The organism is Nocardioides sp. BE266, from assembly GCF_031457855.1.
In the GTDB taxonomy this organism is placed as follows: Bacteria; Actinomycetota; Actinomycetes; order Propionibacteriales; family Nocardioidaceae; genus Nocardioides.
The window spans coordinates 54,774-79,820 of sequence record NZ_JAURTI010000002.1 but is presented as its reverse complement, the minus strand read 5'-3'; the positions used below and the strand labels follow the sequence as shown (position 1 = coordinate 79,820).

Here is a 25,047-nt window from a genome sequence, read left to right as displayed (position 1 = left end):
GCGGCTCGCTATGTTCGGGACATGTCCCGGACCGCCGCCCGCCTGGCCCACATCCCGCCGACCGTGTTCAGCGAGATGTCCGCGCTGGCCGTGCGCACCGGTGCGCTCAACCTCGGCCAGGGCTTCCCCGATGTCGACGGCCCGGCGTCGGTGATCGCGGCTGCCGAGAGCGCGCTCGAGAGCGGTGCCAACCAGTACGCCCCCGGCATCGGCGTACCCGCGCTGCGTGAGGCGATCGCGCGGCACCAGCAGCGCCACTACGGCCTCGAGCCCGACCCCGCGACCGAGGTCGTGGTCACCACCGGCTGCACCGAGGGCATCGCCGCCGCGCTGCTCGGCCTCGTCGACCCCGGCGACGAGGTGGTCGTGCTGGAGCCCTACTACGACTCCTACGTCGCGATGCTCGAGATGTGCGGCGCCCGGCGCCGTCCGGTGCAGCTGCGGGCGCCGACCTTCCGGCCCGACCTCGACGAGCTGCGCGCCGCCGTCACCGACGACACCAAGCTGATCCTGCTCAATACCCCGCACAACCCGACCGGCACCGTGCTCACCCGCGAGGAGCTCCAGGTCATCGCCGACCTCGCGATCGCGCACGACGTCGTGGTGGTGACCGACGAGGTCTACGAGCACCTCGTCTTCGACGACGCGCTCTCCGGCGAGGGACACGTCCCGATCGCCACCCTGCCGGGCATGTGGGAGCGCACCCTGACCCTGTCGAGCGTCGGCAAGAGCTGGTCGTTCACCGGCTGGAAGGTCGGCTGGGCCACCGGGCCGGCACCGCTGGTGCAGGCGCTGCTCGCGGCCAAGCAGTGGCTCACCTTCACCTCGGGAGCACCCCTGCAACCGGCCGTCGCACACGCGCTCGACCACGAGCGCGACTGGCCGGGCGGGCTCGCACGCGACCTCCAGGCGCGCCGCGACCTCCTCTGCGACGGCCTGGCGGCCGCCGGGCTGGCCCCGCGCGTGCCGGAGGGGACGTACTTCGCGACCACCGACATCAGCCACCTCGGCTGGGCCGACGGGCGCGAGTTCTGCCTGGCCCTGCCCGAGCGCGCGGGTGTCGTCGCGATCCCGACGCAGGGCTTCTACGACGACCAGGAAGCGGGTCGTCAGCTGGTGCGCTGGGCCTTCTGCAAGGTCCCCGACGTCATCCGTGACGGCGTACGACGACTCGCTGCCGCCGACCTCGCCCGCTGAGGCGCTGCCGCCTCAGCAGCCCTGATCAGCGTCCCGGGTAGTCGCGGGGCGGGTAGTCCTGGCCGTCCTGCTCCGACGGGTTGTCGGGGTCCTGGTGGGTCGGCGGGACCTGGCCGTAGGGGTTGGGCGAGCTGCTCGGCTGGTCGCCCTGCGGCGTGCCGTAGGGGTTGCCGTACGGGTTCGGGTAGTCCGCCCCCTGCTGCGGGGCCTGCTGCGGCGCCTGCTGCTGGGGCTGCTCGCCGTAGCCGCCGTAGGGGCCGGGCTGCTGGCCGGCCTGGGGGTCCTGGGGTGCGCCGTAGGGCTGGTAGCCGCCGTAGCCGCCCGGGTAGGCGGCGGCATTCTGCGGGACGCGCTTGAACCACGCCCCCGCCCCACCGACGAACAGCAGCACGATCGTGGCCAGGCAGGCGACGAGCGGGATGATCGAGACGCCGCTCATGATGCCGAGCAGCGCGAGCGTCGCGGCCACGGCCGAGGAGATGACGAGCAGGATCCGGGCGACGCTCGAGCGCCGCAGCACGAAGACCGCCAGGACGACGGCGATGACGCACCACACGGCGATGCCGAGCATCAGCGCCATGCCGACCCCGAACGCCTGGTCGAGGTCGACGTCGAGGTTCTGGTACTCGGGCTGGCGCTCGAGCTCGGCGATCACCTCGTCGCGGGCTGCGAGGGACACCAGCGCGATTCCGCCGAAGAGCAGGCCGATGAGCCCGGAGAAGACGATCGCGATCCATGCGGCCGCGGTGACCGTGCCGGGTCGCTGGTCACCGCTGGGCACGGGCGCGGCTCCGTAGGGCTGCTGTCCGTAGCCGGCGGGCTGGCCGTAGGGCTGCTGCCCGTAGGGATCGCTCATGGCTACATCTCACCACGCCGCCGGTCGCGGGTCAGCGCGGCTCGAGCGCGAACCAGCGCCGGACCTCGACCCGGCGCAGGCACACGACCGTCGCGACGGCGGCCGCGGCGGGGACCACGACGAGCACCGTGTTGAGCACGAAGACGAGGCAGCCGCCGGCGCTGAACGCGGCGGTGAGCATCAGGGCCCGACGGGCCCAGTCGCGCCGGGCCATCGCGAACCCGGCGAAGACCAGGGCGGCGATGCACCACACGACGAAGGCGCCGGCGTAGAGGTAGACCGTGCCCTGCACCTGCTGGAGGGTGACGCCGTCCTCGATCAGCTCGGGCTGCTGCTGCTCGAGCACGCTCATCAAGAAGTCCGGCGAGAGCCCGGCCATCGCGATCCACAGCAACGACAGGGCCAGCAGCCCGCCTGCCATGACGACGGTCAGCACGAAGGCCGTGACCATCGCTCCGGGGCGGGTGTGCAGCAGCACCTGGTGCTCCTGCCACGAGGGCGGCGGGCCCTGCTGGGCGGGAGCGGGCCACCCGGGTGCCATCGGCGGCGTGCCGAACGGTCGCTCGGCCGGGCGTGGCTCGGTCGGGGCGGGCGGGGTCGTCCAGCCCGGGTTGCCCGGCTCGGGCGTCGTACGGGAGACGGGGTCGGGCTTCGGGGCGGGCTCGGGCGGCGTCCACTTCCCCGTGGCGAACCACTCGCGCGCCGGCACCATCCAGAGCATCGCGGCACCGGCCGCGACGAACGCCCCCGCGAGGCCGCCGGACGGCATGCCCGCGAGGAAGACGGGGACGGCGAAGACCGTCAGGCCGAGGCGGGCGCCGCGGTCGGGCTTGCGGACGTACCAGCCCAGGATCGCGGTGGCGCAGGCAGCGACAGCCGAGACCATCGCGGTGATGCGCAGGAGCTGCCGGGTGCTCTCCATGTCGAGGCCGAGCGAGGAGAACGGCGGCTCGGAGAGGAAGGTGTCGATGGCCCGCTGGGTCTCGAGCGACCCGAGGCTGGACACCTGCTCCCACGACGTGATCAGCACCAGCGCCGACGCGAACATGACGATGCCCGACGCCAGGCTGACCTGGGGCGGACGCTGCTCGGTGGGCTTGCTCACCGGGCCATTGTCCCAAGCGCACCCCAACGCGTCCCGACAAGGGGCCGATCCGCCCACCCGCAGGCTCCGTCCGGGGGTTTCTCAGGGTCGCTCTCAGGGGACGTCTCCGCGCTGTCCCCGATGCGCGCGCACGTGGTGCGAGGCGAGGGTTGGGCCCATGATCAGCGTCGAGTCCCTCACCAAGCAGTACGGCCCCTTCACGGCCGTCGACCACGTGTCCTTCACGGCCGCGACGGGCCGTGTCACCGGCTTCCTCGGCCCCAACGGTGCCGGCAAGTCCACCACCATGCGCGTCATGGTCGGCCTCACCCGCCCGTCCTCCGGCCGCGTCACCATCACCGGCCGCGACTACCGCGAGCTCCTCAACCCCGGCCTCGAGGTCGGCGTCCTGCTGGACGCCTCCGCCCAGCACGCCGGCCGCACCGGCCGCGAGATCCTCGCGATCGCCGCCCAGACCATGGGCCTGCCGAAGTCGCGGGTCGCCGAGACCCTCGCCCGGGTCGGCCTCACCGAGGACGAGGCCTCGCGCCGCGTCCGCGACTACTCGCTCGGCATGCGCCAGCGCCTCGGCATCGCCACCGCCCTCATCGGCGACCCGCAGGTCCTCATCCTCGACGAGCCGGCCAACGGCCTCGACCCCGCCGGCATCCGCTGGATGCGCGACCTGCTCCGCGGCTTCGCCGACGACGGCGGCACGGTCCTCCTGTCCTCGCACCTGCTCCACGAGATCGAGGTCATCGCCGACGACATCGTCGTCATCGGCCAGGGCCGGATCGTGGCCCAGGGCAGCAAGTCCGAGCTGCTCGCAGCCGCCGGCACCCTCGTCCGTACGTCCGACGTCGACACCCTCGCCCGTGCCCTGCACGAAGCGGCCGTCGTCACCAGCCCGATCGACGGCGGCCTGCGCGTCGACGCCGACCCCGAGCTCGTGGGAGAGACCGCACACCGTGCGGGCGTCGTCCTGCGCGAGCTGCGCGCCGCCGACGGCGCCGGCCTGGAGGAGATGTTCCTCGAGCTCACCGCCGAGACCGCTCGCGAAGGAGCAGCAGCATGACCACCACGACCCTCTCCCCGTCGACGCCCGTCGACACCCCCGCCCGCCCCGCGCGGTCGGTGGCCCCGATCCCGATGACCCGACTGGTGGGCGTCGAGCTGCGCAAGATGTTCGACACCCGTGCGGGCTTCTGGATGATGGCCAGCGTCGGCATCGTCACCGTCCTCGCCACCGCGGCGGTGATCCTGTGGGCGCCCGACGAGGCGATCACCCAGAACACCTTCTCCTCCGCGATCGGCATGCCGCTCTCGGTGGTGCTGCCGATCATCGCGATCCTGTCGGTCACCGGTGAGTACAGCCAGCGCACCGGCCTGACGACGTACACCCTCGTGCCCTGGCGTGGACGGGTGATGACCGCCAAGGTGATCGGCACCCTGCTCGTCGGCGTGGCCGCGATGTTCCTCGCGCTCGCCGTCGGTGCCCTCGGCAACGTCCTCGGCTCGGCCATCACCGGCCTGGACGCGGTGTGGGACATCTCCCTGGCCCAGTTCGGCAACATCGTGCTGGCCAACACGCTCGGCATGCTGATGGGCTTCATGCTCGGCGTGCTGTTCCGCTCCTCCGCGGGCGCGGTCGTCGGCTACTTCGTCTACTCGCTCGTCCTGCCGATCGCCTTCGGCACGCTGGCCGCCTTCCAGTCGTGGTTCGCGGACCTCCAGCCATGGGTCGACGTGCAGTTCGCGATCACCCGCCTCTTCGACAACACCATGACCGCCGAGTACTGGCAGCAGCTCGGTGTCACCACCCTCGTGTGGCTCTGGATCCCGCTGGCCCTCGGGCTCCGCGCGGTCCTGCGTGCCGAGGTGAAGTAGCAGTCCCCCTGCTCACCTCAGGCGAGTCGGCGGCTACCGGTCGGGGGACCGGTGGCCGCCGACGTCATCTCACGGCTCGTCGGCCTCGCGCTGGGCGCTGAGCTCGGCGGCGTACGCGAGGGTGCGGACCGGTAGCACCTCGACCGTCTCGTCCTCCCAGTCCCGGTACAGGTCCTCCGCGGTGATGCGGATCCCGGTGACGACCTCGGCCATCGCCAGGCCGACGGCGAACGCGAGGGACTCGCTCTCGTCGTCCTCCTCGTCGCTGTCGAGGTCCACCCATGCCAGGTCGAAGAGCGGTCGCAGCTCGTCGGGCACCCGGGACAGGTCGTCGGCGTCGAGGTAGGTGTACTCGGGGTCGTCGAACAGCACGACCCCGTCGCGTGCGCACCCGAACCGGTCCCACGCCTGGATGTCGGAGCCGACCACCGCCGCGCCCCGACCGCCCGTCGAGAGCTGCCTCAGCGCCTCGACGGTCGGCGCGGCGAAGCCGGTGTGCTCCATCGCCAGCACCCCTCCGGCGACCTCGGCGAACGTGTAGGCCGAGAGCTCGTCGTCGTCCACCACCTGACCGTCGGCCAGGCCGGCGTCAGCTGCGATCACGCCCCGGACGTCGGCCACCGTCGCGCCGGCGACGAGGACGACGGTCAGCGACTCGACCTCCGCCTCCTCGACGACCTCCTTGTAGTGCTCCACCCGTTCGCTCATGGACGGACCCTATGCACGCAACTCGCTACCGGCCGGGGTATCTGAGGACGTGGTGGACGGATTCGTGACCCGCGCCCGTTCACGGTGTCCTCAGATATCCCGCTTCTGACAGGCTGGCGGCATGCATCCCGACGCCTGGCTGGTCGTGGTCGACCCGCAGCGGATCTTCGCCGACAGCGCGAGCCAGTGGGGCTCGCCGATGTTCCCCGACATCGTGGATCCCGTACGACGACTCGCCGCCGCAGCCGGTGAGCGCACCGTGGTCACGCGCTGGGTGCCCGCCGAGGACCCGCAGGGCAGCTGGGCGGACTACCTCGAGGCCTGGCCGTTCGCCAACGTGCCCGAGGGCGACCCGCTGCTCGAGGTCGTGCCCGAGCTCGCCGGCATCGGCAGCGAGGTCGTGTCCCTGCCGACCTTCGGCAAGTGGGGCTACGCCCTGCAGGCGATCACCGGGCCCACGCCGCACCTCGTGCTGACGGGCGTCTCCACCGACTGCTGCGTGATCTCGACCGCGCTCGCCGCCGCCGATGCCGGCGCCACGATCACCGTGGTGACCGACGCCTGCGCCGGCTCGACCCCCGAGAACCACCGGGCCGCGATGGACGTGATGGCGCTCTACCCGCCGCAGATCACCCTCGCGACGACCGCCGAGGTCCTGGCTTGAGCCGGGTGATCCACACCGGTCAGGCGCTGGTCGACGTCGTGGTCGAGGTGCCCGACCTGCCCGCCCGCGGCCAGAACGTGATGGCGACGTCCGCCACCGACTACGCCGGCGGCACGGTCACCGTGCTCCTGGCGGCGGCCCGGTTCGGCGCGGAGTGCGTCCAGGCCGGCGCCATCGGCACCGGTCCCCACGGCGACCTGATCCGCGCGGCACTGAGCGACGCCGGGATCGGGGTGACGGCCCCTCCGGTCGAGGGCCTCGACACCGGCATCTGCGTGGTGATGGTCGAGCCCAGCGCCGAGCGCACGTTCGTGACCACCCTCGGCGCGGAGCGCCACATCAGCGTCGAGTCGCTCGCCACCTCGGACCCGCGGCCGGGCGACCTCGTGTGCGTGACCGGCTTCTCGCTCGCCCTGGCCGCGACGGGCGAGCCCCTGCTCGCGTGGCTGCCGTCGCTCGATCCCGACGTGGTCGTCGTACTGGACCCGGGGGCGGCGTTCGCCACCCTCAGCCCGCACGTGCGCGCGGCGATGCTCGAGCTCACCGACGTCTGGTCGAGCAACGCGGAGGAGGCCGAGGACATCCTGCGCGCGGCCGTCCAGGAACCGCCGAAGGACCTCGCCGAGCTCACGACCGCCGTCGCACCCCTGCTCCGTGGCGACGCCGTCGCGATCGTCCGCGACGGGCCGGAGGGCTGCGCGGTGCACGTCGACGGCGTGACGACCTACGTCCCGGGCTTCCCGCAGACGCCCGTCGACACCAACGGCGCCGGCGACACCCACACCGGCGCGCTGCTGGCCGAGGTGGCCGCAGGTACGCCGTGGGTGGAGGGCTGCCGGCGCGCCAACGCCGCGGCCGCGATCAAGGTGACCCGGCGCGGGCCGGAGTCGGCCCCGACGGCCGCCGAGGTCGACGCCTTCCTGTCCACCGTCTGATGGATTTCCACGCGCTCGGGTGGAAGTTCAGGCGTTGATCGGGTCGCCCACGCTCAGCCCCGGATGAACTTCCACGCACTCGGGTGGAAATCCATCAGGCCTCAGCGGACGAGGCAGGGGCGCTTCGGGTCGAAGGTCCAGTCGTCCACGAGGTACTGCATGGCGACCGCGTCGTCGCGGGCGCCGAGGCCGTGCTCGAGGTAGAGCTCGTGCGCCTCGGCGAGCCGGTCACGGTCGAGGGTGACGCCGAGGCCGGGAGTGGTCGGCACCTCGATCGCGCCGTCCTTGATCTCCAGCGGTGCGGTCGTCAGGCCCTGGCCGTCCTGCCAGATCCAGTGCGTGTCGAGCGCGGTGATCTCGCCGGGCGCGGCGGCGCCGACCTGGGTGAACATCGCGAGCGAGACGTCGAAGTGGTTGTTGGAGTGCGAGCCCCAGGTCAGGCCGAAGTCGTGGCAGAGCTGGGCGACGCGGACCGAGCCCGCCATCGTCCAGAAGTGCGGGTCGGCGAGCGGGATGTCGACGGCGTTGGTGCGTACGGCGTCCGCCATCTGGCGCCAGTCGGTCGCGACCATGTTGGTCGCGGTGCGCAGGCCGGTGCGGCGCTTGAACTGCGCCATCACCTCGCGGCCGGAGTAGCCGCCCTCGGCGCCGCACGGGTCCTCGGCGTACGCGAGCACGTCGTCCTTGCCCTGCAGCAGCCGGACCGCGTCGTCGAGCAGCCAGCCGCCGTTGGGATCGAGGGTGATGCGCGCGTCGGGGAAGCGCTCGTGCAGCGCGGTGACGGCCGCGACCTCCTCCTCGCCCGGGAGCACGCCGCCCTTGAGCTTGAAGTCGGTGAAGCCGTAGCGGGCCTGCGCAGCCTCCGCGAGGCGTACGACGGCCTCGGGGGTCATCGCCTCCTCACGCCGGACCTTCGCCCAGTCGTCGGCTCCGTCGTGCTCGCGGAGGTAGGGCAGGTCGGTCCTGTCGGGGTCGCCGACGTAGAACAGGTAGCCCAGCATCGGCACGCTGGTGCGCTGCTGGCCGTCGCCGAGCAGCTCCGCGACAGGTACGCCGAGCGCCTGGCCCGACAGGTCGAGCAGGGCCGACTCCAGCGCGGTCACCGCGTGGATCGTGGTGCGGAGGTCGAAGGTCTGCAACCCGCGGCCGCCGGCGTCGCGATCGGCGAAGCGGGTCGCCACCTCTCGGAGCAGCGAGCGGAACCGCGCGACCGGCTGGCCCACGAGGAGGTCGGCGGCGTCGGCGATGGTCGCCCGGATCGCCTCGCCGCCGGGCACCTCGCCGAGGCCCTCGCGGCCCTCGGAGTCGGTGACGATCGCGATGTTGCGGGTGAAGAACGGCCCGTGCGCGCCCGACAGGTTGAGCAGCATCGAGTCGTGCCCGGCGACCGGGACCACGTCGACCTTCGCGATGGTGGTCACCGCTCGAGCGTCCCATCGATCCGGCGGAGAACGCCCCACGGGTTGTCGTCGCGGACGGCCTCGGGCAGCAGCGCGGCGGGCAGGTCCTGGTAGGCGACCGGGCGCTGGAAGCGCTCGATGGCGAGGCTGCCGACGCTGGTCGTGCGGGAGTCGGACGTGGCCGGGAAGGGCCCGCCGTGGACCATCGCGTGGCCCACCTCGACGCCCGTCGGCCAGCCGTTGAAGAGGATCCGGCCGGCCTTGGTCTCCAACGTCGGGAGCAGTGCGGCGGCGGCCTCTGTGTCGGCGTCGGTCGCGTGGACGGTCGCGGTGAGCTGGCCCTCGAGGCCCTCGAGCCGCGGCAGCAGGTCGGCGACGTCGTCGAAGCGGACGACCACGCCGGAGGCGCCGAACACCTCATCGGTGACCGGGTGCTCGAGCGCTGAGGTCTCGACGACCTGGGGCGCGGGAGCGAGGTCGCCGGCGGCGGAGCCCTGCGCCACGACGCGTACGCCGGTGACGTCGCGCAGCGTGGCGGTGCCGGAGCGGTAGGCCTCGGCGATGCCGGGGGTGAGCATCGTCTGGCCGGTCGCTCCGGCGACCGCCTCGCCGGCCGCGCGGAGGAACGCGTCGCCCTGCTCCCCGGACGGGAGGAAGAGCAGGCCGGGGTTGGTGCAGAACTGGCCGGAGCCGAGCGTCAGGCTGCCGACGTACGCCGTCGCGAGGGCGGTGACGTCACCCTCGAGCGCACCGGGCAGGACGACGACGGGGTTGATCGAGGACATCTCGGCGTAGACCGGGATCGGGACCGGACGGGCGGCTGCAGCCTGCACGAGGGCGAGGCCGCCGCCGCGCGAGCCGGTGAAGCCGACGGCGGTGATGCGCGGGTCGGCGACCAGCTCCTGGCCGGTCTCGATGCCGCCGAGGACGAAGGAGAAGGTGCCGGCGGGCAGCCCGGACTTCTCGACCGCACGGGTGATCGCGCGGGCCACGAGCGTGCCGGTGACCGGGTGGGCCGGGTGGCCCTTCACCACGACCGGGCAGCCGGCCGCGAGGGCCGAGGCGGTGTCGCCGCCGGCGGTCGAGAAGGCGAGCGGGAAGTTGCTCGCGCCGAAGACGGCGACGGGGCCGAGTGGCACCATCCGCTGGCGGATGTCCGCGCGCGGGAGCGGCGCGCGGTCCGGCTGGGCGGGGTCGATGCGCACGCCGAGGTGGTCGCCCTGGCGTACGACACCGGCGAACAGCCGCAGCTGGCCGGTGGTGCGGCCCACCTCGCCGGTGATCCGACCCTCGGGCAGGCCGCTCTCGCGGACGGCCTCCGGGATGATCGCGTCCTGGTCGGCCTCGATCTCGGCAGCGACCGCCTCCAGGAAGGCGGCGCGCGCCTCGGGGGTGGTGGCGCGGTAGGCGCCGAACGCCTCGGCGGCAGCAGCGGTGGCCGCGGCGACGTCGGGCTGCTCGGATTCGGTGCCCGCCACAATTGAGGTCGGGGCGATCGAGGTGGCGAGGTCAGACATGGGTTCCTCTCACGTAGTGGTGGTCGAGCGACCTGTGGTGGTCGAGCGCAGTCGAGACCGGTCAGGCCTTCGAGCCTGCCACCTTGTCCACGAGGGTCTGCAGCTCGTCGCGCTCGGCCTGGGTGAGGTCGGAGAGCGGCGGGCGGACCGGGCCGGCGGGGCGACCGACGGCGGCGAGGCCGGCCTTCACGATCGACACGGCGTAGCCGGACTCGCGGTCGCGGATCTTCGTGTAGGGGATGACGAAGTCGTTGAGCATCGCGTAGACCGTCTCCTGGTCCTGGCGGCGCACGGCGTCGTAGAAGTCGAGCGCGAACTGCGGCACGAAGTTGAAGATCGCCGAGCTGTAGGTCGTCACGCCGAGCTGCAGCAGCGGCAGCGCGAAGACCTCGGCGGTCGGCAGGCCGCCGACGTAGATCAGCCGGTCGCCGAGCTGGGCGTAGGTGCGGGTCATCTGCTCGATCGAGCCGACGCCGTCCTTGAAGCCGACGAGGTTGTCGTTGCGCTGGCACGCCTGCTCGAGCGCGTCGGTGCCGAGCACCGCGTTGGCCCGCGAGTAGTAGATGACGCCGAGGTCGGTCGCGGCGCAGACCGCGCTGATGTGCTCGACGAGTCCGCGCTGGCCCGCCTCGGTGAGGTACGGCGGCATCAGCAGGATGCCGTCGGCACCGGCCTTCTCGGCCGCCTGGACCTGCGCCACGGCGTTGACCGTCGACCCGGTCGCGGGCGCCAGCACGGGCACCTTGCCACCGGCGCCGGCGATCGCCGCGCGCACCACGCGGTCGGTCTCCTCGGGGTTGAGCGAGAAGCCCTCGCCCGTGCCGCCGGCGGCGAACAGCCCGGCCACGGGGTAGCCGCTGAGCCACTCGAGGTGCTCGCGGTAGGCCGGCTCGTCGAACTGCAGGTCCGCGTCGAAGTGCGTCACCGGGAACGACAGCAGGCCGCTGCCCAGGGTCTCGACAAGCTCGGTGGGGCTGTAGTTCGTCACGCGGCGTCCTTCGGTCCGAGGCGGGTGCAGTGGGCGCCACTCGTGTGGCGGTGCTCACCAACCTAGGAAGCCGCGATGATGCCTGTCCAAGCCCGTTTCTGGATCGAGTGATGCATCAGACGCATCGGGCCCACGCACTCGCTACCCTGCCTCCGTGACCCCGGACGTCCTCCTCGTCGGTGCCGGCGACCTCGGTGCGGCGGTCGGGCTCCGGCTCGCCGACCTCGGCCACGAGGTGCTCGCACTGCGCCGCAACGCCTCGCTCGTGCCGCCTCCGCTCCGTGGCCGCTCGGTCGACCTGACGAGCGGGTCGCCCGACCTGTCCGACGTGCGCCCGCGTCTCGTGGTCGTCGCGCTCACCGCACGGCCGCGGACCGAGGAGGCCTACCGGGCGACGTACGTCGACGGGATGGCGCGGGCGCTCGACGCGCTGCCGGAGCCGCCGGAGCGCGCCGTCCTGGTCTCGTCGACGGCGGTCCACGGAGGCAGCGACCTGCCGGAGCTCCAGGACGAGACGTCGCCCGTCGCGCCGTCCGACGGGCCGGGTCGCCAGCTGGTCGCCGCAGAAGAGGCCTTCCACGAGCGGCTCCCCCGCGGCACGGTGCTCCGCCTCTCCGGCCTGTACGGCGGCTCCAGCACGCGGCTGCTCGACATGGTCCGCGAGGGCCGGGTCACCGACCCCCACCGCTGGACCAACCGGATCCACCGCGAGGACGCCGCGGCGGCCGTCGTCCACCTGCTCACCATGGCCGCTGATCCCGAGCCGCTCTACCTCGGCACCGACGACGTACCCGCCCAGATGGGTGACGTGGCCGCCCACCTCGCGCGGCTGCTCGACGCGCCCGAGCCCCCGACGGCCGATCCCGCGCAAGGCCACGGCAAGCGGCTCTCCAACGCCCGCCTCCGCTCGACCGGCTGGGCACCGAGCCGGCCGAGCTACCGCGAGGGGTACACCTCGTCGCTGGTCGAGTAGCAAGCGAGCGCCAGCGAGCGGCGTATCGAGACCCTGCTGACCAATGGGTCTCGATACGCCTCGCTCGTTCCTCGCTCGGCTACTCGACCAACGAGTGGTGCACGATTCCCCCGTGACCATCACCCGTGCCGACTTCGGCGACCCGCGGCTGGCGGCGTTCCTGCAGGCGCACCTCGACGACATGGAGCCGACGGCGCCGCCGGAGAGCCGGCACGCGCTCGACCTCTCGGCGCTCCAGCAGCTGCACGTGCGGATGTGGGTGGCGACCGATGCCGAGGGCATCGTCGGCACGGCGGCGCTGGCCGAGCTGGAGCCCGGGCACGAGGAGCTCAAGAGCATGCGCACCGAGCCGCGGGTGCGCGGGCGTGGCGTCGCCTCCGGGCTGCTCGCGCACGCGCTGGCCGACGCCCGGGCGCGGGGCGTCGGGCGGGTGTCGCTGGAGACCGGCTCCATGGCGTTCTTCGAGCCGGCGCGGGCCCTCTACGCCAAGGCCGGCTTCGTGCCCTGCGAGCCGTTCGGGTCCTACGTCGCGGACCCGAACAGCACGTTCATGACGGTGCGGGTCGGCTGAACTCGTCGTCGTCGTACGACGGCAGGTTGACCGTCACGGTGGTGCCCTTGCCGAACTCGGAGGCGAGCGCCACGCTGCCGGAGTGCCGGCGCACGATGCGGTCGACGATCGCCAGGCCGAGGCCGGTGCCGGGCCGCGCGAGCGCGTCGGGGTTGGTCGAGCGGAAGAACTCACGGAAGAGCTGGCGCTGGTCGGCCTCGGTGATGCCGATCCCGGAGTCCTCGAAGGTGACCCGCACCCCGTCGCCCTCGTGCACGAGCTCGGCGTTGATCGTGCCGCCCTCGTGGGAGTACTTGATCGCGTTGCTGGCGAGGTTGGCGAGCATCCGGTGCAGCTCCTCGGGCCGCCCTGACACGGCCACGGGCTCGTCGGGGACCTTGATGTCGCAGGTCTGCCCCTTGGCGATGGCGGCGTGGTGGCACTCCTCGGCGACGTCGAGCAGGGTCTGGCGGAGGTCGACCCGCTCGGGCACGAACTCGTGGAGCGGGTCGGCGACCTGGGCGACGTTGAGGAGGTCCTCGATGACGGCCTGCATGCGGGCCGCGGCGCGGTTGGCGGCGGCCACAGAACGCTGGTCCTCGTCGGCGAGGCTGTCGACGTCGAGCATCTCGAGGTTGGCGGTCATCGAGAAGAGCGGCGTGCGGAGCTCGTGGCCGAGGGTGTTGACCAGCTCGAGCCGGTAGCCGTCCATCATCCGCAGCCGGTCGGCGACCGCGCGCTCGCGCTCGAGCTGGCGGGCGTTGGCGACGGCCCGGCCGAGGTCGCGCCCGATGTCGCGCGCGGCGTCGCACTCGACGTCGCTCCACTCGCGGTTGCCGGGGGCGCGGGTGAGGCAGAGGAAGCCCATGCACTCCGGGCCGGCACCGAGCGGCACGAACAGCACCGAGCCGATGCCGAGGCCGTCGAGGAAGGTGAGCAGCCGCTCCGCGTCCTGGGGCGGCAGGCCGGGCTGGTCGTCGCCGTGCCAGGAGAACGGGGCGACGTACTGGTCGGCCCAGTAGCGGTGCGCCAGCCGCATCACGACGTCGTCGATCTCCGAGAAGAGCGGGTCGACCTCGGCCCCCTCGGCGTACCAGACGGTGGACGATCCACCCTCCTCGTCGAAGGCGGTGAGCCACATGCCGAGCGCGTCGAAGCACTCGACGACCGTCGAGCGGCAGGCCTCGATGACCTGGCGCAGCGAGGGCTCGCCCAGCGCCTGGCGCACGATCTCGCGGGCCTGCGCGGTGATGCGCACCCGCTCGGAGAGCTCGCCCCGCTCGAGCGCGAGGAGGACCAGCGTGCGGGCGAGGCCGGCGTACTTCTGCAGAAGTGCCAGCTGGTCGGGTCCGGGGCGCCGGCCGTCGTGGGGCACGTCGACCGACAGCAGCCCGCGGATGACGCCGTCGTCGTCGCGCACGGGCGAGGTGAGAGTGTCGAGCGGGTGCCAGGCATCGGGACCCTCGACGTCGCTGACCTCGGGGATGAAGCTGTGCTCGATGAGTTCCTCGCTCACCCGCTCGTGGGGGACGAAGAGCCAGGCCCCCCACTCGTCCGCGGTGGCCAGCTCGCCCTCGACGAGGTGTGACGGCAGCCGCCGGCCCATGATCGTCTCGGCGAGGCCCTCACCGGCACACGCGACGACCTCGAACTCGTCCTCGAGGCGCAGGCTGATGGCCGCCTGCTCGAAGCCTGCGAGCACGGCGACGCCCTCGACCAGCACCTGGAGGTGCTGGCGCGTCTCGTCGTCGGACCACGGCTGACCCGTGATCCGACCTGCACCTGCCTCTTGCACCTGCACCCCCGTGCATCGGTGTCGTCCTTATCCGGGCCACCTTCTCAGGTAAAGCCGGATCGCGGGGCCGTGTCGGCGAAGTCGTCACCATTCACAGGTCGGTCACAGGCGCGCGGCGGCGACCAGCTCAGCCGCCCGCTCCATCCCGCGGGCGGTGTACGCCGCCAGCCGCTCGCGCGCCGCGTCGAGCACGGGCGACGGTGGGTAGCCCTCCGGGACCCGGGAGGGGTAGAGCGCCACGGAGTCGGCCCACGCCTTGACGTCGGGCTCGCTCGTGAACGCCGCCGTGGCGCGGGTGCCGAGCAGGTTCATCTCCACCCAGTCGGCCAGCGTGTTGCCGTAGTGGCTCGGCGGGCAGAGCCGGTTCTTCTCGGCGTCGTCGTCGCGGGTCGCCTCGACGTAGCCGACCAGCGCCGCGCCGAAGCACGGGAAGCCGGCCCGGATCGGCTGGAGCGTGATCGCCTCGGGACGCCACACCGGCACCAGCGGCGGGATCTGCAGGCCGCTCGCCGCGCAGTGCACGACCAGCGCGTCGTCGGCGATCTCGACCGTGCCACCGTCGAGGACCAGCCGGCCGCGCTCGGCCAAACGCACGTGCCCCAGCCGTACGACGTCCTCGACCGTCCGCAGCAGGTCGATCTCCCAGGCGCCGATCGTCGGGCACCGGGCCATCGTCGGGGTGAGCGACCGGTCGATGCGCAGCATCACCCCCACGGCCTCCATCCTCAGGAACAGGTCGTCGAGCGACTCGGCGTGCGCGGCCGACTCCCAGACGTCGGCGCCCATCGTGGCGAAGACGGCCGGGTCGGGCTGGATCACGGCGCGGTTGAACATCCAGGGCTCGCGCGGGCGCACCCACGTGATCGCACCCGGGTCGGTCCCGCGCTGGAGCAGCCAGACGATCGCGTCGGTCGCGGTCTTGCCCGACCCGACGACGACGTACTGGCTCGGGGTGTCCTCGAGCCGCGCCAGGTCGTTGACCGGCACCACGCGCGCTCCGTCGACCGCGAAGGGCGCCGGCACCTCGGCTGGGATGGTGGGGGCGAGGTAGCGGGCGTCGACGACCCGGGTGCGCTCCGCGACGGTCCACCGGTCGCCGTCGGCCGAGACCACTTCTCCATCGGCGTACTCGCTGCCGGTGATCAGCCGCACCCGACCGGTCGCCTCGAGCCGGGCGAGGGCGCGCTCGTAGTACTCGACGATCTCGGTCTGCGAGGCCCGCTCCTGCAGCCCCGCCTCCGGGCCGCTGTCCTGCAGCCGCCCGCCGCCGAGCAGCGTCGACGGCACGCCGTAGAACGCCGAGGACTGGTGCAGCCGGACGAACGGGTAGGCCTCGCGCCAGTGCCCTCCCGGCCCCGCGCGGCGGTCGACGATCACGACCCGCGCGTCGGAGTGGTCGACGAGCGCGTCGGTGAACGCCATGCCCGTCGCGCCCGCGCCGACGACCAGGTGGTCCGCGTCGATCTGCTCGCTCACGGGTCCATCCTCGTCAGCACGTCCAGCACGCGTCGTACGACCGGGGTGACGGCCTGGCGCGACCAGATCGCGTGCAGCTCGACCGGGCGCTCGGGGTCGGCGTCGACGCGGGTGTCGCCGCCGTGGTGGGCGAGCTCCTTGAACACGACGCCGTCGACGTGGAGCGAAGCGGCCGACGCCGGTGCGAGGGTGAGGCCGCGCTCGGCGGAGACCAGCAGCATCGCGGTCAGCACCTGGTGCACGCGCTGGTCGACCTTGGGGTGCGCGTTGGCGAAGAAGCGGACCGAGAGCTCGTGGAAGTAGCGCGACTGGTCGGGGTTGTAGCCGATCACCGTCTCGCCGTCGAAGTCCTCCGCGGCCAGCGGGTGGTCGGCCGCGGCGAGCCGGTGGCGCTCGGGCACCACGGCCATCAGCGGCTCGCGCAGCACCACGCGCGAGCGGAGCAGCGAGGTGTCGAACGGCGGGCGGGCCAGGCCGATGTCGAGCTCGCCGCGGCGGATCCCCTCGACCTGGTCGTTGGTCACCCGCTCCGAGAGCACGACCTCCACGTCCGGGAGCTCGGCGGTGAGCCGGCGCAGCAGCGGGCCGAGGATCGAGATCGCGGAGACCGCCGTGAACCCCAGTCGTACGACGCCGGCGGCGCCCGCGTCGACGCGACGGGCGAGGTCACCGGCGCCCTCGACCAGGTTGAGCAGCCGGTAGGCCTCGTCGAGGAAGGCGCGCCCCGCGCCCGTCAGCTCGACCCGACGGTTGTCCCGCTCGAGGAGCCGCGCGCCCACCGACTTCTCCAGCTTCTGGATCTGGCGCGAGAGCGGCGGCTGGGTCATCTGGAGCCGGTCGGCGGCGCGTCCGAAGTGGAGCTCCTCGGCGACCGCGACGAAGGAGCGGACCTGGTCGAGCGTGATCACGGCCCGAGAGTACGATGCTCCAGATGGATCAGTCCATGCACTATCGGGCTTGGACCGGCATCGTCGTGCAAACCTAGTGTCGGTGGTCACACCCCGAGACCAGGAGCCACCACATGCGCAAGCAGACCCTCAGCCTGGCGGTCGTCGCCACCGGCGCCGCCCTCGCCCTCTCCGCCTGCGGCGGGGTCCAGACCACAGCTGGCGGCGGCAGCGACAGCGGCGACTACCCGACCGGTGCGGTCAACATGCCGGTCGGCGCCTCCGCCGGCGGCTCGTCCGACCTGATCAGCCGCCAGATCTCCCGTGGCCTCTCCGACGAGCTCGGTGGCTCCTTCCCGGTGATCAACCGCGAGGGCGCCAACGGCGCGCTCGCCGCCGCCGAGGTCGCCAAGGCGAAGGCGGACGGCTCGACCATCTCCGTGCAGAACGCCTCGCTCTTCGCGATCACCCCGCTGGCCGTCCCGGAGGACCAGGTCACCAGCATCGACGACTTCGACGTCGTCGAGGGCGTCTCGCGCGACGACTACGTGCTGGTTGCCAGCAAGGGCTCGGGCTTCACCTCGATCGACGACTTCAAGGACGCCGACGGCAAGATCACCTACGGCACCACCGGTGTCGGCACGGGCGCCCAGCTGGCCTGCGCGCTGACCTTCAACATCGACAAGACGCCGGCCGAGGCCATCCCGTTCGACGGCGGCGCCCCCGCCCTCACCGCCCTCCTCGGCGACCAGGTCGACACCGCCTGCCTCCAGGTCGGCGAGGCCATCGAGAACATCCGTTCCGGCAAGATCACCCCGATCGTGGTCTTCGGCCCCGAGCGCGTGGAGTTCCTCCCCGACGTGCCCACCGCGCAGGAGTCGGGCCTCGACGTCGAGGTCGCGCAGTACCGCTTCATGACCGTGCCCAAGGGCACCCCGCAGGAGGTCCAGGACAAGATCTCCGAGGCGATGAAGGCGACCTTCGAGACCTCGGAGTACCAGGACTTCAACAAGCAGAACAACCTGACCCCGATGGAGATGTCGGGCGACGAGGTGGTCGCCCAGCTCGAGGAGGACAAGCAGCGCTACGCCGACCTCGTCGAGCAGTACGGCATCGACCTCGGCGACGCCAGCTGATCCCTGGGCCCCACCCCCACCCGAGGGGGCACCCCACCCTCACCGCACTGAGACGAGAGACCCATGAGCGAGACCACACCGCGCCCGGACGCCCAGGAGCAGGACATCCTGGCCGAGCTCCAGGCAGAGGTCGCCCAGGACCTGGCCGACGAGCGGCCACCTGCCGGCGGACCGGCGTACCAGCTGGTCTCCTCGGTCGTCGTGCTGGTGCTCGGGCTGGCGGCGGCATGGCTCGCGCACGGCTACGGGCTCGGGTCGCTCAAGCGACCCGGCCCGGGCTTGTGGCCATTCGTCGTCTCGGTCCTGATCGTCGTTCTCGGCGTCGTGCTGCTCGTCCGGGGCCGCACGCTCGACGACGCCGAGAAGTTCACCCGCGCCAGCCTGCTCGTGCTGGTCGGTGCCGCGAGCTTCGTGGCCCTCGGCGTCCTGCTCCCCCTGGTCGGCTTCGAGATCCCGGCCGTCCTGCTCGGCATCGTCTGGCTCCGCTTCCTCGGCGGTGAGTCCTGGCGCAGCACGATCGTCATCTCGGTCCTCACGACCGCGGCGTTCTACCTGCTGTTCCTCTACGCCCTCTCGATCCCGCTGCCCCACCTGATCGCCATCTGAGCGGCACCAGGTCAGAAGAGAGAACCCCCATGGACTTCAGCGCCTTCCTCGACGGCTTCAGCGTCGTCACCCAGCCCGGCAACCTGCTCTACTGCCTGATCGGCGTCGTCGTCGGCATGCTCATCGGCGTGCTGCCCGGCCTCGGCCCGGCCGCCACGATGGCGATCCTGCTGCCGATCGTCTACAACGCTCACGACCCGGTCGCGGCGATCATCATGCTCGCCGGCATCTACTACGGAGCGCAGTACGGCGGCACGATCACGTCGGTCCTGCTCCGCATCCCCGGTGAGGCCAGCTCCGTCGTCACCGTGTTCGACGGGTTCGCCCTGGCCAAGCAGGGCAAGGCCGGCACCGCCCTCGGCATCGCGGCGATCGGCTCCTTCGTCGGCGCCACCATCTCGATCATCGGCCTGACGCTGCTCGGCCCGATCGTGGCCGGCTACGCCCTCGACTTCGGTCCGCCGGAGTACGCCGCGCTCGCCCTCCTCGGCGTCCTCCTGGTCGCCACGATCGGCAACGGCAACACGGTCAAGGCCCTCGCGGCCGCGGCGGTCGGTCTCCTCCTCGCGACCGTCGGCAGCGACACCTTCACCAGCGCGGACCGCTTCACCTTCGGCAGCCTCAACCTCGAGGGCGGCATCGACTTCGTCGTCGTCGCGATGGGCCTCTTCGGCGTCGGCGAGATCCTCTACAACCTCGAGGAGCGACACGGGAAGCCCCACGTGCCGGCCGCGATCGCCAACATCTGGCCCTCGCGCAAGGACCTCAAGGAGGCCGGCCCCGCGATCGGCCGCGGCTCGGTCATCGGCTTCGTGCTCGGTGTGCTGCCGGGTGGCGGTGCGGTCATGGCGTCGCTCGCTGCGTACGCCGCCGAGAAGAAGGTGGCCAAGAAGCCCGAGCGCTTCGGCCGCGGCGCCATCGAGGGCGTCGCCGCCCCCGAGTCGGCCAACAACGCCGCCGCCACGTCGTCGTTCATCCCGCTGCTCACGATCGGCATCCCGGCCAACGCGTCCATGGCGATGCTCTACGCCGCGCTCCTGGTCGTCGGCGTGACGCCCGGACCTCAGCTCATCGACGAGCGCCCCGACCTGTTCTGGGGCGTCATCAACTCGATGTACATCGGCAACCTGATCCTGCTGCTGCTGAGCATCCCGCTGGTCGGCGTCTTCGTGCGGATCCTCCGCGTGCGGCCCGCGATCCTGGCGCCGATCACCGCGCTCATCACGATCCTGGGCGTCTACACGATCAACAACTCGATCTTCGACGTCTTCGTGATGATCGTCTTCGGCATCATCGGCTACCTGATGAAGAAGACGGGCTTCGAGCCCGGCCCGATGGTCCTGGCGTTCGTGCTCGGCTCGCTCATCGAGAAGAGCTTCCGCCAGTCGATGCTGATCTTCGACGGCGACGCCACCGGCTTCGTGACCCGCCCGATCTCCGGCACCATCCTCGCCTTCGTCTTCCTGGTCATCGTGTTCCCGCTGATCCGGAAGGGCTTGCGCCGGAACACCCCCGCCACCGAGACCACCACCCCCGAGACCGTCCAGCGAGAGGACTCCCTGCGATGACCGTCCTGATCGGCTACGTCCCCACCCCCGTCGGCGAGGCGGCCCTCGAGGCCGGGCTCGCGGAGGCGAAGGCCCACGACGACGACGTCGTCATCCTCAACAGCCCCAGGCGCCGCACGACCGTCGACGGCGAGCTGATCAGCGCGGCCGCGGCCGACGAGCTGGTGGCCCGCGCCGCCGCGCTCGGCGTCACCGCCCGTGTCGACCACGCCGACCACGGCGAGGACCTGGTCGAGACGTTCACCAAGGTCGCCTCGTCGGTGTCCGCCCGGCTCGTCGTCATCGGCCTGCGCCGCCGCTCGCCGGTCGGCAAGCTGGTCACCGGCAGCGACGCCCAGCGCCTGCTGCTCGATCTCGACGTGCCGATCCTCGCCGTGAAGCCCGCGAAGTGAGCCGTTCGCGGATCTCGCGGGTCGTCGTCACGCCCGTCGCGTTCGAGGACCCGCCGCTGCTCAACGTCGTCGGCGTCCACCAGCCGTATGCCCTGCGCGCGATCGTCGAGCTGCACACCGACTCCGGCCTGCTCGGCCTCGGTGAGACGTACGCCGACGAGGTGCACCTCGCCCGGCTCGAGGCGGTCGCCTCGGCGCTGCCCGGCCACGACCCGTACGACCTGAACGGCCTGCGCCGACTCGTCACCGACGTGCTCGGCCGGGAGACCGGCGGTGGCGGCGCGTCGTTCGGCGGGATGCTCGACGTGGACTCCGCGGTCGACACCGTCTACTCCCCCTTCGAGGTCGCCTGCCTCGACCTCCAGGGGCACGAAGCCGGCGTGCCGGTCAGCTCGCTCCTCGGTGGCGCGGTCCGCGAGTCGGTGCCGTTCAGCGGCTACCTCTTCTACAAGTGGGCCGGCCACCCCGGCTTCGCCGACGACGCCTGGGGCGAGGCGCTCACTCCCGCGCAGCTGGTCGACCAGGCGCACCGAATGGTCGACGGTTGGGGCTTCGGCTCGCTCAAGCTCAAGGGCGGCGTCTTCCACCCCGACGAGGAGTGCGAGGCGATCGAGGCGCTCCGCGACGCCTTCCCCTCTCTTCCGCTGCGGCTCGACCCCAACGGGGCGTGGACTCCTGCCACGTCGTTGAAGGTCGCGGCCCGGCTGGCCGGAGTCGTCGAGTACCTCGAGGACCCGACCCCCGGCATCCCGGGCATGGCGGAGGTCGCGGCCGGCACCGACGTACCCCTGGCGACGAACATGTGCGTCATCGCGATGGAGCACCTGCCGCCCGCGATCGCGCAGGACGCCGTGCAGGTCGTGCTATCCGACCACCACCTCTGGGGCGGACTGCGGAAGTCCGCCCAGCTCGGCGCGATCACCGAGGTCTGGGGTCTGGGGCTGTCGATGCACAGCAACTCCCACCTCGGCGTCTCGCTCGCCGCGATGGTGCACCTCGCCGCCGCGACGCCGAACCTCACCTACGCGTGCGACACCCACTACCCGTGGAAGACCCAGGACGTCATCACCGACGGCGTGCTGTCCTTCGTCGACGGCTCCGTCGCCGTGCCGACCACTCCCGGCCTCGGCGTCACCCTCGACCGCGACAAGCTGGGCGAGCTGCACGAGCTCTACCTCTCCTGCGGCGTACGACGTCGCGAGGACACCGTCTACATGCGCTCGATCCAGCCGGACTTCGAGGTCAACACCTCCCGCTGGTGAGCTCCTCATAGGTGATCGAGTAGCCCGCGAGGAACGAGTGGGCGTATCGAGATCCCTGAGTCGTCGAGGGGTCTCGATACACCTCGCTCGTTCCTCGCTCGGCACTCGACCACCTATAGGTCAACCTTGACTTATATAAGGCGCACGTGAAACTGTCGCTGCATGTTCGACGTAGCCAAGCACCTGGGCGCGGTCACTCGCGCCGTCGAGGACAGCACTCACGAGGGCACGCCGGTGAAGGTCGTGGTCGCCTCCCGCACCTACCCGACCGACGTCGAGGACCTGTGGCACGCGGTCACCACGCCTGAGCGGATCGCCAACTGGTTCTCGCCGGTCACCGGCGACCTCCGCCTGGGCGGTCGCTTCCAGGTGGAGAACAACGCCGGCGGCGAGGTGCTTGCCTGTGACCAGCCGAAGCACCTCGCGATCACGTGGGAGTTCGGCGGCGACACCTCCTGGGTCGACGTACACCTCGAGGAGGCCGCCGAGGGCGCCACGCTGACCCTGCGCCACTCGGCCGACGTGCGGGACAACCCGCACATGGAGCGGTTCGGACCCGGCGCCGTGGGTGTCGGCTGGGAGCTCGGCCTGATGGGCCTGGCGGAATACCTCGCAGCCGGCGAAGGCGTCTCCCACGACGAGTTCGAGGCGTGGGGCGCCTCGCCGGACGGCCAGTCGCTGATGACCGGCTCGGCGACCGGCTGGGGCGAGGCCGACGCCCTCGTCTCCGGCGACCCGGAGGCCTCGCGAGCCGCCGCGCAGCGGACCGCCGCGTTCTACACCGGCGCCGAACCGCCGGCCTGAGCGTGCACGCCTTCGACGTCCTCGGCGACCCCGTACGCCGTCGCATCCTCGAGCTGCTCGCTGACGGCGAGACCAGCGCGGGCGACGTGGCGTCGGCAGTGGGTGCCGAGTTCGGCATCAGCCAGCCTGCCGTCAGCCAGCACCTCCGCGTGCTGCGCGACAACGGCTTCGCGACCGTACGCGCCGAGGGCACCCGCCGCCTCTACGCCGTCGACCCCACCGGGCTGCAGGAGGTCGACGCCTGGGTCGAGCGCTTCCGCGTCTTCTGGGACCACAAGCTCGACGCCCTCGGCACCGAGATCGCCCGCGGCAAGAAGGCCCGCCGCACCCCATAGGTGGTCGAGTAGCCGCGAGCCCTCGGCGAGCGGCGTATCGAGACCCGCTTCTGATCGAGGGGTCTCGATACGCCCGCTCGTTCCTTGCGGACTACTCGACCGACGAAGGGTTGGGCCAATCAGCCCACGCGGCGGCGGGTGTTGCCGAGGTGGAGGCGCATGGCGGCGCGGGCGGTCTCGACGTCACCGGCCAGCACCGCGGCGGCGACGTTGTCGTGCTCGCGCTGCACGCGCTCGACGTGGGTGGCGTCGGTCATCGAGTACGCCTCGTTGAGGCGGGTGCGCGGGAGCATGATCATCATCGGGCCGAGCGAGCCGAGCAGGTCGACGTAGAACCGGTTGCCGGTCGCGCGGGCGATGGCGAGGTGGAAGGCGAAGTCAGCCTCGACCGCGCCCTCGTGCCCCGCCCGCACGAAGCCCGACATCGCGTCCTCGATGAGAGTGACATCCGAGGGCGTGTGGTGGAGCGCCGCCAGGGCGGCCGCCTCGCTCTCGACGCCGATGCGGAAGTCGAGCATCGCCATCACGTCGGCGTGGGTGCGGATCGCCGACGACTCGACCGAGAACGACGACGACTCGGGCACCGCGAGCACGAAGGACCCGCGACCCTGCTGGGTCTCGACGAGGCCCTCGGCCCGCAGTCGCGTCACCGCTTCACGCACGACGGTGCGCGAGACGGCGTACTCCTCGATGAGCTCGGACTCCGAGGGGAGCTTGGCGCCCGGGGCGAGGTCGCCGGCCAGGATCTTGTCCTTGAGGCCGGCGACCACAGCCGCGGAGAGAGTCTTCACGCCGTGAAGGTAGCGGTCTCCACGGTGAGCGAGCGCATCTTCTCGGTCAGCGTGAAGCCGAGGCCCGGGCGGTCCGGCACGAAGATCTGGCCGTCGTGGATGTCGATGCGCTCCTCGAAGAGCGGGTTGAGCCACTCGAAGTGCTCGACCCACGGCTCGGTGGGGTACGTCGCTGCGAGGTGGAGGTGGATCTCCATCGCGTAGTGCGGCGCGAGGTCGAGGCGGTGGTGCGCGGCGAGGGTGGCGAAGCGGAGGAACGGCGTGATGCCGCCGATGCGCGGGGCGTCGGGCTGCACGATGCCGCGGTAGCCGGCGTTGACCAGGCCCATGTGCTCGTCGACCGAGGTGAGCATCTCGCCGGTGGCGATGGGGGTGTCGAAGGTCTGCGACAGGTCGGCGTGGCCGACGTGGTCCCACGCGTCGAGCGGCTCCTCGATCCAGATCAGGTCGAACTGCTCGAGCTCGCGGCACATCCGGCGGGCGCGGGCGCGGTCCCACTGCTGGTTGGCGTCGACCATGAACGGCCCGTCGCCGAGGTGCTCGCGCAGGGCCGCGACGCGTCGCAGGTCCTCGCGCCAGTCGGGCTGGCCGACCTTGATCTTGATGCCGCCGATGCCGGACTCGATCGAGGCGGTGGCCTTCTCCTTGATCTCCTCGACCGAGGCCTGGAGGAAGCCGCCCGACGTGTTGTAGACGCGGCACGAGTCGCGGTGCGCGCCGAGCAGCTTGGCCAGCGGGAGGCCGGCGCGGCGGGCCTTGAGGTCGTAGAGCGCGACGTCGAGCGCAGCCACGGCCTGGGTGGCGACGCCCGAGCGGCCGACCGAGGCGCCGGCCCACATCAGCGACTCGTAGATCTTCGCGATGTCGCTGGGGTCCTGGCCGATCGCGACGTCGACGACCTCCTTGAGGTGGGCGTACTGCGCCTTGCCGCCCGCGCGCTTGGAGTAGCTGAAGCCCATCCCCTCGAAGCCCTGCTCGGTGGTGAGCTCGACGAAGAGCATCACCGTCTCCGTGAGCGGCTTCTGCCGGCCGGTCAGCACCTTGGCGTCGCTCACCGGGTTGGGCAGCGGGAGCACGACGTGCGACAGCTTGATGGAGCGGATGCGGTCGCCGGTGCTCGTCTGCGCGGCCACGGCGGGCGGGGTCAGGGTCTGCGTCATGGGGGTTCCTCGGGTCGTCACGAACTTGTATGATGAGTTTGCAACTCATTACACAAGTTCGTCAACCCCCAGGGAG

Annotated in this window: 25 protein-coding genes; 14 read left to right on the top strand and 11 right to left on the bottom strand. The window is 71.9% G+C overall.

Annotation, left to right across the window (positions count from 1 at the left end):
• Window positions 1–21 precede the first annotated feature (21 nt).
• On the top strand, window positions 22–1,197 hold the full coding sequence (locus J2X46_RS04675; RefSeq protein ID WP_310247501.1) for a pyridoxal phosphate-dependent aminotransferase: 1,176 nt from the start codon (window positions 22–24) through the stop codon (window positions 1,195–1,197).
• A 25-nt stretch (window positions 1,198–1,222) separates the two neighbouring features.
• Here J2X46_RS04675 and J2X46_RS04670 read toward each other — a convergent pair whose 3' ends face one another.
• Window positions 1,223–2,053: a hypothetical protein gene (locus J2X46_RS04670; RefSeq protein WP_310247500.1), complete on the bottom strand. Its 831-nt coding sequence runs from the start codon at window positions 2,051–2,053 to the stop codon at window positions 1,223–1,225.
• 31 nt (window positions 2,054–2,084) lie between these two features.
• The gene (locus J2X46_RS04665) at window positions 2,085–3,158 is read right to left on the bottom strand and encodes a hypothetical protein (protein WP_310247498.1); all 1,074 of its coding nucleotides are present in this window, start codon (window positions 3,156–3,158) and stop codon (window positions 2,085–2,087) included.
• 157 nt (window positions 3,159–3,315) lie between these two features.
• On the opposite strand from J2X46_RS04665, the gene J2X46_RS04660 reads away from it, so the two are divergent.
• Together J2X46_RS04660 and J2X46_RS04655 are read left to right on the top strand one after the other, a co-directional pair.
• Window positions 3,316–4,212 carry an ATP-binding cassette domain-containing protein gene (locus J2X46_RS04660; protein ID WP_310247495.1) on the top strand — a complete coding sequence of 299 codons (897 nt, stop codon included), beginning with the start codon at window positions 3,316–3,318 and terminating at the stop codon, window positions 4,210–4,212.
• Window positions 4,209–5,024 carry an ABC transporter permease subunit gene (locus tag J2X46_RS04655; RefSeq protein ID WP_310247493.1) on the top strand — a complete coding sequence of 272 codons (816 nt, stop codon included), beginning with the start codon at window positions 4,209–4,211 and terminating at the stop codon, window positions 5,022–5,024. The genes J2X46_RS04660 and J2X46_RS04655 overlap by 4 nt, the downstream gene beginning before the upstream one ends.
• A gap of 69 nt (window positions 5,025–5,093) precedes the next feature.
• On the opposite strand, the gene J2X46_RS04650 is transcribed toward J2X46_RS04655, so the two are convergent.
• The gene (locus J2X46_RS04650) at window positions 5,094–5,732 is read right to left on the bottom strand and encodes a DUF6461 domain-containing protein (RefSeq protein WP_310247491.1); all 639 of its coding nucleotides are present in this window, start codon (window positions 5,730–5,732) and stop codon (window positions 5,094–5,096) included.
• A 121-nt stretch (window positions 5,733–5,853) separates the two neighbouring features.
• On the opposite strand from J2X46_RS04650, the gene J2X46_RS04645 reads away from it, so the two are divergent.
• Together J2X46_RS04645 and J2X46_RS04640 are read left to right on the top strand one after the other, a co-directional pair.
• Window positions 5,854–6,396, top strand: a complete 543-nt coding sequence (locus tag J2X46_RS04645; protein WP_310247489.1) for an isochorismatase family protein — start codon at window positions 5,854–5,856, stop codon at window positions 6,394–6,396.
• A gap of 5 nt (window positions 6,397–6,401) precedes the next feature.
• Entirely contained in the window at window positions 6,402–7,331 is a 930-nt protein-coding gene (locus tag J2X46_RS04640) for a PfkB family carbohydrate kinase (protein WP_310249167.1), read from the top strand.
• Between the two features lie 101 nt (window positions 7,332–7,432).
• Here the strand turns inward: J2X46_RS04640 and J2X46_RS04635 are convergent, their stop codons facing one another.
• The 3 genes from J2X46_RS04635 to kdgD all read right to left on the bottom strand — a co-directional run bounded on the left by J2X46_RS04635 (window position 7,433) and on the right by kdgD (window position 11,236).
• Entirely contained in the window at window positions 7,433–8,752 is a 1,320-nt protein-coding gene (locus J2X46_RS04635; RefSeq protein ID WP_310247487.1) for an enolase C-terminal domain-like protein, read from the bottom strand.
• On the bottom strand, window positions 8,749–10,248 hold the full coding sequence (locus J2X46_RS04630) for an aldehyde dehydrogenase (NADP(+)) (protein ID WP_310247486.1): 1,500 nt from the start codon (window positions 10,246–10,248) through the stop codon (window positions 8,749–8,751). Before J2X46_RS04630 ends, J2X46_RS04635 begins: the two co-directional genes overlap by 4 nt.
• Before the next feature lie 61 nt (window positions 10,249–10,309).
• Window positions 10,310–11,236 carry a 5-dehydro-4-deoxyglucarate dehydratase gene (kdgD, locus tag J2X46_RS04625; protein WP_310247484.1) on the bottom strand — a complete coding sequence of 309 codons (927 nt, stop codon included), beginning with the start codon at window positions 11,234–11,236 and terminating at the stop codon, window positions 10,310–10,312.
• A 154-nt stretch (window positions 11,237–11,390) separates the two neighbouring features.
• On the opposite strand from kdgD, the gene J2X46_RS04620 reads away from it, so the two are divergent.
• Together J2X46_RS04620 and J2X46_RS04615 are read left to right on the top strand one after the other, a co-directional pair.
• A complete protein-coding gene (locus tag J2X46_RS04620) occupies window positions 11,391–12,209 on the top strand; it encodes an NAD-dependent epimerase/dehydratase family protein (RefSeq protein WP_310247482.1) in 819 nt (272 codons plus the stop codon).
• Window positions 12,210–12,321: 112 nt separating this feature from the next.
• The gene (locus tag J2X46_RS04615) at window positions 12,322–12,780 is read left to right on the top strand and encodes a GNAT family N-acetyltransferase (RefSeq protein WP_310247479.1); all 459 of its coding nucleotides are present in this window, start codon (window positions 12,322–12,324) and stop codon (window positions 12,778–12,780) included.
• Here J2X46_RS04615 and J2X46_RS04610 read toward each other — a convergent pair.
• The 3 genes from J2X46_RS04610 to J2X46_RS04600 all read right to left on the bottom strand — a co-directional run bounded on the left by J2X46_RS04610 (window position 12,758) and on the right by J2X46_RS04600 (window position 16,938).
• Window positions 12,758–14,554 carry a GAF domain-containing sensor histidine kinase gene (locus J2X46_RS04610; RefSeq protein WP_310247477.1) on the bottom strand — a complete coding sequence of 599 codons (1,797 nt, stop codon included), beginning with the start codon at window positions 14,552–14,554 and terminating at the stop codon, window positions 12,758–12,760. The two genes, J2X46_RS04615 and J2X46_RS04610, sit on opposite strands and share 23 nt — an antisense overlap.
• A gap of 102 nt (window positions 14,555–14,656) precedes the next feature.
• The gene (locus tag J2X46_RS04605) at window positions 14,657–16,030 is read right to left on the bottom strand and encodes an NAD(P)-binding protein (RefSeq protein WP_310247475.1); all 1,374 of its coding nucleotides are present in this window, start codon (window positions 16,028–16,030) and stop codon (window positions 14,657–14,659) included.
• A complete protein-coding gene (locus J2X46_RS04600; RefSeq protein WP_310247473.1) occupies window positions 16,027–16,938 on the bottom strand; it encodes a LysR family transcriptional regulator in 912 nt (303 codons plus the stop codon). Before J2X46_RS04600 ends, J2X46_RS04605 begins: the two co-directional genes overlap by 4 nt.
• 113 nt (window positions 16,939–17,051) lie before the next feature.
• Between J2X46_RS04600 and J2X46_RS04595 the strand changes: the two genes are divergently transcribed.
• From J2X46_RS04595 to J2X46_RS04565, 7 genes are all read left to right on the top strand, one after another.
• Complete coding sequence (locus J2X46_RS04595; protein ID WP_310247470.1) at window positions 17,052–18,053, top strand: tripartite tricarboxylate transporter substrate binding protein; 1,002 nt, start codon at window positions 17,052–17,054, stop codon at window positions 18,051–18,053.
• Between the two features lie 63 nt (window positions 18,054–18,116).
• Complete coding sequence (locus tag J2X46_RS04590; RefSeq protein ID WP_310247467.1) at window positions 18,117–18,659, top strand: tripartite tricarboxylate transporter TctB family protein; 543 nt, start codon at window positions 18,117–18,119, stop codon at window positions 18,657–18,659.
• 29 nt (window positions 18,660–18,688) lie between these two features.
• Window positions 18,689–20,227 (top strand): tripartite tricarboxylate transporter permease, encoded by a 1,539-nt coding sequence (locus J2X46_RS04585; RefSeq protein WP_310247465.1) that lies wholly within the window; start codon window positions 18,689–18,691, stop codon window positions 20,225–20,227.
• On the top strand, window positions 20,224–20,619 hold the full coding sequence (locus J2X46_RS04580; protein ID WP_310247463.1) for a universal stress protein: 396 nt from the start codon (window positions 20,224–20,226) through the stop codon (window positions 20,617–20,619). Before J2X46_RS04585 ends, J2X46_RS04580 begins: the two co-directional genes overlap by 4 nt.
• Window positions 20,616–21,881, top strand: coding sequence for a glucarate dehydratase family protein (locus J2X46_RS04575; RefSeq protein WP_310247460.1), 1,266 nt, complete (start codon window positions 20,616–20,618; stop codon window positions 21,879–21,881). Before J2X46_RS04580 ends, J2X46_RS04575 begins: the two co-directional genes overlap by 4 nt.
• Before the next feature lie 162 nt (window positions 21,882–22,043).
• Complete coding sequence (locus tag J2X46_RS04570) at window positions 22,044–22,685, top strand: SRPBCC family protein (RefSeq protein ID WP_310247458.1); 642 nt, start codon at window positions 22,044–22,046, stop codon at window positions 22,683–22,685.
• Between the two features lie 2 nt (window positions 22,686–22,687).
• Window positions 22,688–23,020, top strand: a complete 333-nt coding sequence (locus J2X46_RS04565) for a metalloregulator ArsR/SmtB family transcription factor (protein ID WP_310247455.1) — start codon at window positions 22,688–22,690, stop codon at window positions 23,018–23,020.
• A gap of 119 nt (window positions 23,021–23,139) precedes the next feature.
• Here J2X46_RS04565 and J2X46_RS04560 read toward each other — a convergent pair whose 3' ends face one another.
• Window positions 23,140–23,811, bottom strand: coding sequence for a FadR/GntR family transcriptional regulator (locus J2X46_RS04560; protein ID WP_310247452.1), 672 nt, complete (start codon window positions 23,809–23,811; stop codon window positions 23,140–23,142).
• Window positions 23,808–24,971: an L-talarate/galactarate dehydratase gene (locus tag J2X46_RS04555; protein WP_310247449.1), complete on the bottom strand. Its 1,164-nt coding sequence runs from the start codon at window positions 24,969–24,971 to the stop codon at window positions 23,808–23,810. Before J2X46_RS04555 ends, J2X46_RS04560 begins: the two co-directional genes overlap by 4 nt.
• Window positions 24,972–25,047 lie beyond the last annotated feature (76 nt).